At 30.1% G+C, this 13,507-nt stretch carries 10 protein-coding genes; 6 read left to right on the top strand and 4 right to left on the bottom strand.

What is annotated here, in order from left to right; genetic code table 11:
• Nucleotides 1–30: 30 nt before the first annotated feature.
• Both H7355_RS07945 and H7355_RS07940 read right to left on the bottom strand, forming a co-directional pair.
• Nucleotides 31–2,307 (bottom strand): glycosyltransferase, encoded by a 2,277-nt coding sequence (locus tag H7355_RS07945; protein WP_186646371.1) that lies wholly within the window; start codon nucleotides 2,305–2,307, stop codon nucleotides 31–33.
• 93 nt (nucleotides 2,308–2,400) lie between these two features.
• The gene (locus tag H7355_RS07940) at nucleotides 2,401–2,967 is read right to left on the bottom strand and encodes a hypothetical protein (protein WP_186646370.1); all 567 of its coding nucleotides are present in this window, start codon (nucleotides 2,965–2,967) and stop codon (nucleotides 2,401–2,403) included.
• 1,263 nt (nucleotides 2,968–4,230) lie between these two features.
• Between H7355_RS07940 and H7355_RS07935 the strand changes: the two genes are divergently transcribed.
• On the top strand, nucleotides 4,231–5,133 hold the full coding sequence (locus H7355_RS07935; RefSeq protein ID WP_186646368.1) for a ParB/RepB/Spo0J family partition protein: 903 nt from the start codon (nucleotides 4,231–4,233) through the stop codon (nucleotides 5,131–5,133).
• A 110-nt stretch (nucleotides 5,134–5,243) separates the two neighbouring features.
• Here H7355_RS07935 and H7355_RS07930 read toward each other — a convergent pair whose 3' ends face one another.
• On the bottom strand, nucleotides 5,244–6,575 hold the full coding sequence (locus tag H7355_RS07930; RefSeq protein WP_186646366.1) for a PhoH family protein: 1,332 nt from the start codon (nucleotides 6,573–6,575) through the stop codon (nucleotides 5,244–5,246).
• A 146-nt stretch (nucleotides 6,576–6,721) separates the two neighbouring features.
• Between H7355_RS07930 and H7355_RS07925 the strand changes: the two genes are divergently transcribed.
• The 4 genes from H7355_RS07925 (at nucleotide 6,722) to H7355_RS07910 (ending at nucleotide 11,282) form a co-directional block, all read left to right on the top strand.
• Entirely contained in the window at nucleotides 6,722–8,974 is a 2,253-nt protein-coding gene (locus H7355_RS07925) for a hypothetical protein (RefSeq protein ID WP_186646365.1), read from the top strand.
• Between the two features lie 79 nt (nucleotides 8,975–9,053).
• Nucleotides 9,054–9,710, top strand: a complete 657-nt coding sequence (locus tag H7355_RS07920; protein ID WP_186646364.1) for an HAD family hydrolase — start codon at nucleotides 9,054–9,056, stop codon at nucleotides 9,708–9,710.
• 346 nt (nucleotides 9,711–10,056) lie between these two features.
• The gene (locus H7355_RS07915; RefSeq protein ID WP_186646363.1) at nucleotides 10,057–10,539 is read left to right on the top strand and encodes a type VI secretion system baseplate subunit TssF; all 483 of its coding nucleotides are present in this window, start codon (nucleotides 10,057–10,059) and stop codon (nucleotides 10,537–10,539) included.
• A gap of 209 nt (nucleotides 10,540–10,748) precedes the next feature.
• On the top strand, nucleotides 10,749–11,282 hold the full coding sequence (locus H7355_RS07910; RefSeq protein WP_186646358.1) for a hypothetical protein: 534 nt from the start codon (nucleotides 10,749–10,751) through the stop codon (nucleotides 11,280–11,282).
• Nucleotides 11,283–11,844: 562 nt separating this feature from the next.
• Here H7355_RS07910 and H7355_RS07905 read toward each other — a convergent pair.
• Nucleotides 11,845–12,666 carry a substrate-binding periplasmic protein gene (locus H7355_RS07905; protein WP_186646357.1) on the bottom strand — a complete coding sequence of 274 codons (822 nt, stop codon included), beginning with the start codon at nucleotides 12,664–12,666 and terminating at the stop codon, nucleotides 11,845–11,847.
• A gap of 511 nt (nucleotides 12,667–13,177) precedes the next feature.
• Here H7355_RS07905 and H7355_RS07900 point away from each other — a divergent pair.
• Nucleotides 13,178–13,489 (top strand): NGG1p interacting factor NIF3, encoded by a 312-nt coding sequence (locus H7355_RS07900; RefSeq protein WP_186646356.1) that lies wholly within the window; start codon nucleotides 13,178–13,180, stop codon nucleotides 13,487–13,489.
• Nucleotides 13,490–13,507 lie beyond the last annotated feature (18 nt).

Raw genomic sequence — 13,507 nt, 5'->3', positions numbered from 1 at the left:
ACTTAATCATGTAACAAAAACCTCATTTGCCTATAGCGTCTCTTGATAACTGTATGCTTTATAATTTTTTAAAAATAATTCATTTTTATCTGAATCTTCTTTTGATAATGGGGATAAGGCTTTAAGATAAAGATTTTTATACTGATCGTTAGACCCTCCAGGAGCATTCCACTTAAATTTTTCTACATGAAGAATAGAGCGTTTCTTAGCATTACTCTTTTGCTCAAAAGTAAGAGTATTCCAAACATTATCAAATTGATCCAAAGACGCTATCATATTATTAATTGACTCATTTACACTTGCTTCATCTAAATAAGTATTGTAAATAATACTATTAAAAGTATCTACATTATGAGAAACAGGATCATAAGGAACAGTAATGTCACTTAAACCCTCAACATTACTTGTTATGACGTTGTTACCTAAAATAAGTGCTTCAAGAGCAACTAATCCAAAAGGTTCGCGCTTAGATGGGATAAAGGTAAAATCCGAAGCAAAACGTATAACATTTCCTTTTTTTATGTTGAGCGAGGGAATTATTTCTAATTGACCTTTCTTAATATCATTATAGACTTTTACATCAGGATTATTCAGATTTTTAAGTTCTATAACTAGAGGTGCAATATTTGCTTCCACAATAGGTCCCATAAATACAACTTGACCATTTCTACTTGTTACATATTCTGCAAATGCTTTAAAATGGTCGACTCCTTTTTCTTCAACCATTCTACCTACATATAAATACAACGGTTTTGTTGGAGATGAAATAATACCAAGATCAAAAAGAATTTTTTTTGCTTTCTCTTTGTTTTCCATTAAATTAGATAGATCTTTATCAACTTTTAATTGACCTAAAACTTCTTCATTTCTAGGATTATAAGCTTCAAAGTTGATACCATTTGGTATACCTGCAAAACGATTTAAAGAAATCAAATGTTCATAAATATTATTTATGCCAAAACTTATTTTAAATTCATTACTTGTGTATGACTTTATTATACCTTTTGAAACAGAATTTGAAACATCACTTTCCAAAAGTGACATGACATGGAGGCTTATCAATTTTGCTTTATCGAAATCTATTAGCTTTTCAAGACCAACACGTCCTAAAAAATTAGGATTTTGTAACCCAAAATCGTATCCTGGGGCATGTACAGTATAAACCGTCGAAATTGGAGGTAACCCAGCTTTAGCGCGCAAAGGTAAATAAAAGCGTTTCAATAGAACATTTGCAAAACCACCTTGATGACTGTGAGAGTGTAATACATCAATCATTTCAGAGCCGTCTCCACCATTATATAATGCTGCAAATGCAGAAACAGCTGAGACGAAGTAAACATATTCAGGTGGCCCTTCGGGTTTCATCATTACATTATATAGATTTTTAACATCCCCTATATCACAAAGGCCTTTGCCACAATAATCTGGATCAGGTTGAATTAAAAATTGATTGATTTTAGATTTTTTTGAAGTTTGATATATTGTACTTAAATAAAACTCACCATCAACAAAATGCTTAAGATATCCAACTAATTTATATTCACCTAAGTTCTCACGTTTTAAAATATCATAAAATGGTGTGATTTCAAATGGATTAATATCTTCACGACCCATGCTATCCTTATGGGAAATTTGCCCATTAATTAAACCATCTAAAACTGTAGATACTCCAGCAAATGAAACATTATGTGCTTCAAGACTTGCTTGTAACACATTTAACTTTCTAAAATTAGTTCCGTTAGCATTGGGTATATAAGCTTTTGGCTGTTTGCTAAATCCAGTTAGGTCTATTTTTGAATTACTAAATTTTTGTTTTTGTGAATCAGTTGGTACTAAAGTGTAAAAAATGTTTTTATCTTCAAAATTAAAGTCGCTATATTTTGTTAAAGCATTACGAAAATATTCTTTAGTGTGTGGCTCATTAATCATTCTTCTCTGAATTGTATCTTTAGCTTCAACAGATGTATAAGTAAATATATTTGGCCCTTTACCTTTACACTCTTGTAGAAATGAATAAAATTCTACAATTTCATCATCGCCTAAAAACTTAATAACAATTTCTTTAGGAGAATAGTTTTTCTCAAAATTAACAGCTTTTTCCAAAATAATATTTTGATACCTTTGAAGGTTACCTATTGAATCACTCGTTTTATATTTTGCAATACAACTGGTATTATAAGTTATTTCCTCAATTTTACTATCATTAATAATGTCAGAAGTTGGTTCTTTTTGAATAACTGTCAGAATTTTTGGAGCGCATGAAGTAAAAACAATAAAAAATAACATTAGAAAAATTTTCTGCTTCATCAATATCCTCAAAAAAAAAGACTTTAAAAAAAGATGACTTTAAAAAAAGTCATCTGTATTTTTTTATGAAATTTATTAAATTAAATAAAAAGATTACTTACTAAGTTCAATCGTTGCTTTTCCATTATGTGTTAAAAAATTACATAAATTTTCAGTACTAGATACTAAAGTAATTTTATTGCCACTTATGTTTACCTTGTAAGCATCAGCTAATTGTGATTTTGCTAGATATGAAACATCAGATACAGCTTCACAACTTGCATCATTAGCAGGATCCGCTATAGGATTAGAACCATTTGCAAAAGATACGGTTCCATTTGGATTAGTTACTAAATTCACTTTTTCTGAGTACTTGCATGTTACAGCATCTGATAGTTTTTTATTCACTATAAATTGTTTTTCAAGCGCAAAATCAAATTGCCATGAAAAAGAGCCTCCATTTGCTGCACCGTATGCGCCATATGCACCATATGCTCCGTAAGGCGAAGAAAACAAGTCGACATTATCTCCACCGCAAGAGAGTTTACTTACTGTATATAAACCACTTATATTATTCAGAGATTGTGGGTTATTTTTTGACGAATCTGATTTTTTACATGAATATAATGCAGTAGTTGATAAAATCACGGAGGATATAATAAGAATTTTATTTTTTTTCACAGATTAACCTTTACAAATTTTAAAAATTTCGATTACTTGGTATAATTCTACCAAGGTTGGCTCTATATCAAAAAAAAACAAACAATCAATAATTTTTTAATGGGGTATGAGCTCAGATTTTTATATACATGTTTCAGCTTTTAATATAAAAATTTGAAGTAAAGTTCATTTTATTTAAATCGTACCTATTTGAGAGACTTCATAAAAGCTCTAGTTGAGCAATTAACTACAAAATGTCTTTTATATTTGTGTTTTGAAAAAATTATTTTAGAGCCTAAAGATTTTTTCAATAGATCAATTTGTCCTTAACTAATGTTAAGTTATATTATAAACAATTTAATAATCAGCATAATTTAAAGCAAAAAGAGTGTTTTCATATTATTATCAAATACTTAAACTCTTATTTTCAGGTAAATCATACCCATTAAATCGAAAGATCTCTCGACAAGTTTCTGTTTCACAATCACCAACTGCATTATCAACTTTTACGGATATATTTAATATTTCAGGATTTCTTCAATAATTGAAATATCGTATTGTAAAAAAAACATCAATTTTTTTTTGCTAACTCTCTATAACTCTTGAAATGTATATTTTTTCTATCAACTTAAAAATAACCATTAAAGCCATTCTCAGCATGATAGGAAAATATAATCTTTCATCCCCTACACTGTTTATACACTCTAAGTGAAAAACATATGACCGAATGTTTCACGTGAAACATTGAAAAAGTTCTTTGACTTCTTTATCTTATATGAAGTAAGTCAAAATGATATCGGAGTTTAATAAATTTTAAAACACCTTATCAATCCAGAATTACAGATTCTGAGAGAGCTAACAGAACACTTTTTAAACTAATTCATACTTTTAATTTCTTTATAAGGGATAGAACAATTAAATATTAAAATTGAAAAAAGGAATCTATTCATTCTTAAGATGAGTAAAAAATTGATATCAATATAACTAAGAGCTTCCCTGAAATTATAGTGAAATTTGGTCAACATGAAATTTTATATCGAAAGAAAGTACGAGATTTTAAAATATTACTTTAACAGCCAATCTCACTACAGATAGGAAATATTATCCTATTTCTTCTCTCCACCGTTTTTTCATTCTATGTGAAAATCATATGACCGAATGTTTCACGTGAAACATCTTTATTCAATTACCTAAAAAGAAAAGACTAATTGATCTGAGTTGAAAACTTGAAATTTACTGCCTTTTAGAACTACTGTCGGAAACTATGCTGAAGGAGAATATACAATGACGCAGCAAATGAACCAAAGTGAAAAACCTCAAAGTGAAAAACAAATACCAATGCCTTCAATTCATCGCCCCCTTGATCAAGCAAAAAATTACTATCAAAACCAAAGGATAGAATACATATCGATTCATTTACTCAGTCCAATGGAGAATCAACCCAGATATACTTTTGAACAAGAAAGTTTAGAAGAGCTTGCTCAAAGCATTCGTACCTATGGAATTCTGCAACCACTGATCGTTTCATTGGAAAAAGATGGGCAAATTACAATCATAGCGGGAGAAAGAAGATGGAGAGCTGCAAAAATTGCAGGTTTAGACTCTGTCCCTTGTATAGTCCGTGATTTACACGACCATTCTCGTCTAGAACTTGCCCTAATAGAAAATATTCAAAGAGAGTCTCTTTCGGCACTTGAAGAAGCACATTCCTTAAAATTGCTAATAGAAGAACACAATTACACACAAGATGCCTTAGCCTCAAGAATAGGAAAAAGCAGAGCAACCGTAACAAACACAATTCGCCTCCTTAGCCTCCCTGACAAAGTACAATCTGATTTACAAAACAAGGTTATCACTGCAGGACATGCTCGTGCACTTTGCGCTTTGAATAATGAAAAACTTCAGCTCAAAGCCCTTTCAATCATAATAAAGAAGAAACTATCTGTTCGACAAACAGAAGATTTAATAAAAAACTTAAAATCAGAGAAATTACAAAAAACCTTAATAGACTCGATCTCTCCTGACTTAAGATATGTATGCGATCAGTTCAAAGGACACTTAGGAACGAAAGTAAAGATTACAGGTGATACAAATAAGGGCAAAATTGAGATCAGTTACTATACCCTAGACGATTTAGAGCGAATTTCTGAGCTTATCTTGGGAAATTTGATTTCTTCTGGAAAATAAATTTATTTTGTTACTTTATTATTTATTAAAAAAATTACTGCGAAATTAATTTTTAAATTTTATTTAGTTACTTTATTAAGTAAAAATATATTTTATTTTCTGTTACCTTATTATAATAAGCTAGCAGCTATTGTTGCAAGCGCAGATCTCTCACCTTTTACTAACGAAACATGTCCAGCGATAGCTTCTTGCTTCATACGTTCTACAACATAAGTCAAACCATTCGATGCTGCATCGACATATGGATTATCTATTTGGTAAGGATCTCCTGTAAGAATTATTTTAGTATTTTCACCTGCACGAGTAAGAATAGTTTTAATTTCATGAGGAGTTAGGTTTTGTGCTTCATCAACTATAAAATATTGATTTGGAATAGAACGACCACGGATATATGTCAATGGCTCAACTTCCAATATACCTTGATTGATTAATTCATGATAACTTTGAGACAATCTTTTTTGTCTACCTTGTGCAACGCCTCCTAACAAAAGTTCTAAATTGTCAAAAATTGGCTGCATCCATGGATTTAACTTTTCTTCTAATGTACCAGGTAAATATCCAACGTCACGTCCTAAAGGAAAAATTGGACGACTCACTAAAAGTTTTTGATATTTAGATTCATCTGTTGTTTTCTCAAGACCTGCAGCTATGGCTAGCAAGGTTTTTCCTGTACCAGCAGTACCAACTAAAGTTATTAACTTAACATCATCATCAAGTAATAAATCTAAAGCAAAACTCTGTTCAAGATTTCTAGGATAAATTCCCCAAACAAAATCTTTTCCACCTAAATTTAAATTTTTTAAATTACCAGTTACATGATCATATTTACCATAGACAAACTGGAGAGAATCCCTGTTATCTCTTAAGATAACATATTGATTTGGCATCAACTCATAATCTTCTAAAGATATACTACCTGATGATAAATATTTTTTTAAAATTTCAGCATCGACTTCGAATTCGACAATTCCAGTATATAACTCTTCAATGTTTACTTTATCAGCCTCAAAATCAGAAACACTAATTCCCAGCGCATCTGCTTTAATTCTTAAGTTCGAATCTTTTGTAATTAGAATAACTGCCATGTTTGGTGTTTGACGCTTTAAAATAAGCGCAACACTTAAAATCAAATTATCTGGTTTTCTTTCAAAATGTGCTGGTAATAAAGCCATATCGGACTCTAATACCACATAAACACGACCACTGTCTTTTTTATCTGCAAACAATGGAATTCCGTTACTTAAAGATCCTTTTTCGCGCAGATCATCCAATATTCGAGAAAATTGTCTCGCATTACGTCCTGTTTCGCTTAATCCTTTTTTAAAAGTGTCCAATTCCTCAATAACTGAAATTGGAATATACACATCATTATCTTCAAAAGAGAAAATGGCGCTTGGATTGGACAACAACACATTCGTGTCAAGAACGAATTTCTTTTTCAACCCTGTACCCCTTCTGCAAATAATCCGACCCAAAGAGGGATCGGTCTCTTACAAGAATTCAATTCTTACTCTATCATTCCATGAGAACGTTTTGAGTTTAACAGAGTCAGGCATTTTTTTTTAGGGCAACCGCAGGAGGAAATGAAATGGCCACCATGCATTCGAAAGAACTTCTCAGTTCAGTGTCAGAAAGTGTTCGCAAAGAATTTAAAGAGCAAAAATACATTTTATCTTATGATGAATATCTTGACATTTTTAGCCATGAACCAAGAAGACTGATCCGAAACGCAGCAGAATATATGCTTGATATGTTTAAGTTTTTTGGACTAAGCGAAGTTAAGCATGGTTTTAACCACACAAAAAGACATTTTAAGCTTTTTGAAAGAGTGCGCGGTAAAAATAAACCCGCAATCACGGGGCAAGAAGAAGCGCATGAGAGTATTTATAGAGTTCTTGAGCAATTTGTTCGCCAAGGTAAAATTGATAAATTAATCTTATTACATGGTCCAAATGGCTCGAGTAAGTCTTCAACAGCTGAATCCTTATCTAATGGTTTAGAAGAATATTCAAAAACAGAAGAAGGTGCTGTCTACAAATTCAATTGGATTTTTCCATCAGATAAAATTGGCTATGAAGGGCTTGGTGATGCTCTCAATAAACATATTGGTTTTGGTGATAATAATCCAAGCCGCAATGGAAATAAAAGTTTTGCCCATCTTGAAGATGATGAAATAATGTGCAAAATAATTAGTGAAATGAAAGAAAATCCTATTTTTGTCCTTCCCAAAAAAGAACGTGTGGAATATTATAAAAAAGTTATCGGAAAAAATTTAAACAGTGATGAAATCCCTGCTTACTTAGAGGAAGGCGCACTTGGAGCAAAAAGCAAAAAAATATTTGACTCACTTCTTGTTGCTTATAAAGGTGATCTTGAAAAAGTATTAAGACATGTTCAAGTTGAAAGGTTTTTTTATAGCAGCAGATATCGCGTTGGAATTGCTTCTGTAGAGCCTCAAATGGCTATTGATGCTCAAGATAGACAAATTACAATGGAAAGAAACATTCAAAATATTCCACCCGCATTGCAAAATATTCGTTTATTTGAACCACAAGGTGAATTGATCGATGCCAATCGTGGATTTATTGAATTTGCAGATTTACTTAAACGCCCACTCGACGCCTTCAAATATTTATTAACAACAATTGAAAAAATGAATATAAATCTATCAAGTGGCATTGCAGATCTTGATCTTGTTATGATGGCGAGCGCCAACGAAAAACACCTCGATGCCTTTAAAAATTCTCCAGACTGGCCATCATTTAAAGGTAGATTTGAGCTTGTGCGCGTTCCATATCTATTGTCTGCTAAACTTGAGCAAAAAATATATGAAGAAGATATAAAAATAATTGAAAAGACAAAAAAAATTGGACCACATTCACTCAATTTACTCGCAAGATGGGCTGTTTTAACACGTTTGCGCCAACCTGACCCTGACTACTATGATCCAGGAATAAGGAATTTAATTGCTCGCTTAGATCCTTATGACAAACAGGCTCTTTATGATGGCAATGAACCCTCAAATGCATTTTCAGAAACGGAAAAAGGGTTATTGAAAAAGCACGTCGAAGAAATATTGAAAGAGAGTCAAAGTTCAGTTGCTTATGAAGGTCGTTTTGGGGCCAGTCCAAGAGAAATGAAAATGTTACTTTACTTTGCAGCACAAAATGAACGACATGATTCACTTTCAGCAATTGCTCTGTTCGATGAAATAGAAAAACTCACGCGCGACAGAACTATATATGATTATTTACAGTTTGAACCACGCGGTGGTTATCATGATTATCGTGAATTTATAAAATATATAAAATCACAATATGCTCTCTTTTTTCACAGAGAATTTTTATCCGCTCTTAATTTATATGATGAAGACCAATATATAAAAGCACTGCAGCGTTATATGAAAAATGTTACTTCCTATTTGAAAAAGGAAAAAATGCAAAATGAAATTACAGGTAGACATGAGGATGCAAATGAAAACATAATGGATGAAATGGAATCTCTTATGGGTGCGACAGGCAACAAAAGAGAAATAAGAGAAAGACTAGTTGGAAAAATTGCTTCTTGGCGAGTCGAAAGACCAAATGAAGAACTTAATTTCGCCAAAGTATTTGAACAAGAATTAGCAACAATTGCAAAGAGAATTTATGAAAGTAAAGAAGAAGAAATTAAAAAAATCAAGTCCGCTATGATGATGCATGGTAGTGATGATTATAAAAATCAACCAAAAGAAGTTTTGGAAATATGTGAAAATACCTTTGTAAATTTAGAAAATAGATATCATTATACAAAGAAAAATGCTTGGGAAAGTTTAATATTTTTAAACTCCATGAAAAAGTGATTCTATTTAATTAAACAATAAAATATTTAAATATTTCGATTTTTAATACACTTTATAAATCGAATAATAGGATAAATACATGCGTGAGTATAAGTATATAATTTTTGATCTTGATGGAACTCTCTGTGATTCAAATAAAGCAGTTGAATATTGTCTGTTAAAAACATTAGAAAACTTTAACATTCACACCCATAAATATGAAATACAAAGACTCCTTTCTGAAGGTCATAATCCTCAAGATATTTTTAAAAGATTAGCCGATATTAAAAATATAAATAATGTAATGGATATATACAAAGCTATATATAATTCTGGAAAAGGCAATAATTTAAGTAAAATATACGCTGGTACATATGAAATTCTTGATATTTTAAAATCAAGAGATTTTAAAATAATTCTTAAGAGTCAGAAAAATATAAATGATATGACCAACACGTTATCTTTTTTCAGATTACACAATTATATTGACTTATGTATTGCTGAAAATGAGGAGATTCTCGATAGACCACACCTTGATATATTCAATGAAATTATAAAAAACACATATACTGATATTAATACCGAAAACATCTTAATGGTTGGTGACACTGAGTTAGATATTCAATTTGCAAAGAATCACTCGATTGACTCTTGTTGGACCACTTATGGATATGGGAATGTCGATAAATGCTTAGCTTTAGAACCTACATACAATATTGAATCGCTAATTTTTCTGCTTGAGATTTTAGATTTTTAATTTCAGATCAGAATAAATGACATCACTCTTAGTCACACGCATAAAACAATGCATTTCGTGCAATATACGAAAATTATAAAAAAAATAATATCAGATAGTTGAATAAATGATTTTTCCATGTTAGATGAATTAATTTTAGTATTGAAAGTAATCTGTATCCATTTGAATAGCTTTAATAGTATCTATCTTTTTAACTAAAAGATAATTACCCTATATTATTAGACGAAAGAAACAAACCCATATTGCTACTCAAATATAAGGTTATTTAATATCTAATAAAAAAAATTAAAAGTTAAAAATTAAAAAAATCAATTGAGATCTTTTTAATTTTGTGAGAGATCCAATAATGAATACGAATCAGCATGAACTTGTTCGACTCTTAACGCTCATCCGCAATGAGTCTTTGAAATACAGTGAACTACATCCCAACTTATTACCTGCTCTTATGCAAAATTCATCGCAATTAAACGACCCAGAAACTGAAAGATTAATTGAATGCTTTGGATTTATGCTTGCCCAGAGTGGAGAAAACTTTGTAAATAAAGCAAAAGAACGGAAATATTCAGATCTCAGTCATTTTTTACCTGAGTGGTTTGAACCCGTAAGTTCATCCACAATATTAAAAGCTCAGTTCAACATAAAAAGTAACACAAAAGATCTATATATACCCGAGCACACACAATTTTCACTGCCACACATCAAGACAAATGAGACTTTAAAGTTCAGCAATGACACTCCCTGTCCAATTATTCCACTTCAGATAGAAGAATCTTACTTTGCCCTTTCTGAGGATCATTATTGTCTAAATATTAAAAGCTGTTCAATATGATTTTTAAAGGAGATTGATTATTTTTAAGAGGATGGTACCTTAGATTTCGAAAAAAAAACAAAAGATTTTCATGTTGAAACTTTTTCACTATGAAAAACTCAGCAAATGGGCTATTAAAAACAGATGATTTTTTATTTTATACTTACAAAGAAAGGTTTAAGCATAAAAATTCTTAACGTATATAACATATTTCTTTTTAGGAGGGAAAAATGAAAAAATATTTAGCATTATTTGTTGCGCTATTACTGCAATTCAATTGCTTCGGCAAGGAAAAAAAGAATTACCTTGAAATTGAATGCAAAAAAGACGAGTGTTTTGCTGTGGCAAAATTCAACGGCAAAAAGAAAAAGCTAGTCGAAGTAATTGAATACAAAACTTCAACAGATTGGCTTACTAATAACTTGGCAGTCATTCGTGTGAGCTGTGGCTCACCTTGCTCTACATCTATGTTTGTCGATTTCGAAAAAAATGTTTTATCTGATGGATATTCAGATGTAATTGCTATCGATCCGAAAAATAAAATTGTAGCATATGTGAATGAAGATGTAAAATTAGAATTAGCAAAAATATTCACAGATAAAAAAAAGGTTATTTTACTTGATTCTTCAAAAGATTTCAGTGTTGCTAATGTTATAGATAAAATAAAATTCATTGATTCTAATTCCATTAAAATAGACTATCAGGCAGGCGAAGAACGTACTATGAAAAGCGCAATAGTCAGTATAAAGGAACTGAATACGTAAATTACGAATAATTTTTTTCAAAAATTATTCAAGATCGTATGGTATTGTTTAATAAAACATTAGATGAACTTTAATAGCTAAAAGAGACTTGGATGCATGAAGAGATTGAATTATACTTAGATCTTTAGTATCCGTAATACTCACTGGAATCATTGTATATATTCAAGCCTCAACTTAACATGCGGAAAACTTCGACGTTTTTCAATACAACACACCAACAGATGTGATATTAAGATACCAATATCCACTATTATCTTGGCAAAATGCGCCTGTTTTTTATTATTATATTATCTAAAAGATCTCTTGATTTCCAAAATGAAAGCTCATTTTTATTATTAGATATTTTTCCATTATTAATTTTAATAGAGGATGCTTTAAATGCTACCCATCCGAGAGATTTTTTCTCACGTCAACGCATAAGTGATATATATTTTTTCTACAACTTAAAATATACGGTATTGAAATTTTTTCTGATTTTGCAATGTCTGTTTGATCTCGACATAGAAAAATTGCAACAAAAACTGCCCTAGAAAGAAGACTAAAATTTTAAAATATACTTCCATTAATCAATCAATAAGTTATATTTCTTTATTTCTTTTTCAGTAAAATATTTTAAAAATATCCTCTTTAAGGTACCATCTTTTACCATATTTTTAATAATATTATCCCACTTATTAAATTCTGATTTGGAAAATACTTTTTTTGAAAACATAATATTAGAAGTTAAGAATTTCTCTTCAGGAATCCAATCAGTCATAATTGTTTCTTTATTTAAACCGTTTATTTCATTAGAATATCTTTTGTAACTTCCATAGGGAACAAAAATACCTTGTATATGATTCTTATTTAATTTCAAATATAGCTGTTCTTGATTTGTAGATTCTTCTAATCTGTTTAGTTGCCTCATTTTATCAACAAAATCATCTAACTTTTTACTTGCATGAATATAACCACGTATAACGCCAAAAACTGCATTTTTGTTTTCTAAAAAACCTTCCATTGTTTTATCTTTTAATTCTTTTCGGATCAATGCATAGTTTTTTATTGTAGCATAACTAGAAAAATAAGCATAAATTTCTCTTTCTTTATTTATAATAGCATTAGTTCCAAAGTCTAATCTCCCATATTTTAAATCTTCCCAGATCCTAGCTCTTGGTGCTGTATGTTCAACTATTTTGCAGCCACTTCTTTTAGATAATTCTTGAAATAGATATTTATTTATTCCTTCATTGCTTTTTTGTATGAAATAATATCCATTTTCATAATACGCTACACTAAACTCTTTAAAACAAGTTGGTTTATCAGAAGCACATGCAAAATTTACATAAAATAATATGATAATTAATTTCATAAAAATTGATTGAATAGTTATTTTTTTATTCATAAACAACCTTGCTGCTTATTAATATTAATTAAATGAGGTTCATAGTATAATATAAGAAAATAAATATCATTAGTCAAATAAAAAAATGTTAATCAGTTTTGAAAAATTACAATCTTGAAGAAATATATTTTTTGCAAAAAATTTGTAAATTAACTCATAAGAAAACAACCACTAAAGAAGGTTTTTTTGCAAAAACTTAAAAAGTGATTAGAAAATCACTTTGAGAGGATTAGGACTTATGCCAATAGCTGTAAAATTTGCTTGGAGTATATCGATTTCAAAAAAAATTAATTTAAAAAATTCAAATTTATTCTAGATATTTGCTTTTGTTAACATTCATTATAGGTAATAAATTTATTCGACATATTTGACAAATGCGATGAAATATTTAAAATTTTTTTGGAGACATTGATTGATTTTTATGGTTCAATTTTATCTTAGAAAAATTGCGACAAAATATCATTCTAAATCATTCTCTTGCTCAGAACTAAATTTACTTAAGGGAATTCAAATGTATAAAATATATTTTTTTGTTCCGAAAACACACGTTGAAAAAGTTAAAAATGCTATGTTTGCTAAAGGTGCTGGGCAGATAGGGAATTATAGCTGCTGTGCTTGGCAAACTTTAGGCGAAGGACAGTTTATGCCTTTAAAGAGCAGCAATCCATTTTTAGGTGAACTAAATAAACTCGAAAAAGTACCTGAATACAAAGTTGAAATGATATGTCCAGAGAAAAATATTCGAGATGTAATTATAGCATTAAAGACAAGTCATCCATATGAAGAGCCTGCATATGAAGTTGTTCGTATTGAAGATTTCTGAATTTATTTAAATGTATTG

Origin of the sequence: Fluviispira vulneris (genome assembly GCF_014281055.1) — a bacterium.
Lineage (GTDB): Bacteria > Bdellovibrionota_B > Oligoflexia > Silvanigrellales > Silvanigrellaceae > Silvanigrella > Silvanigrella vulneris.
The sequence above is the reverse complement of the archived record's forward strand: the minus strand, read 5'-3'. Positions and strand labels throughout refer to the sequence as shown.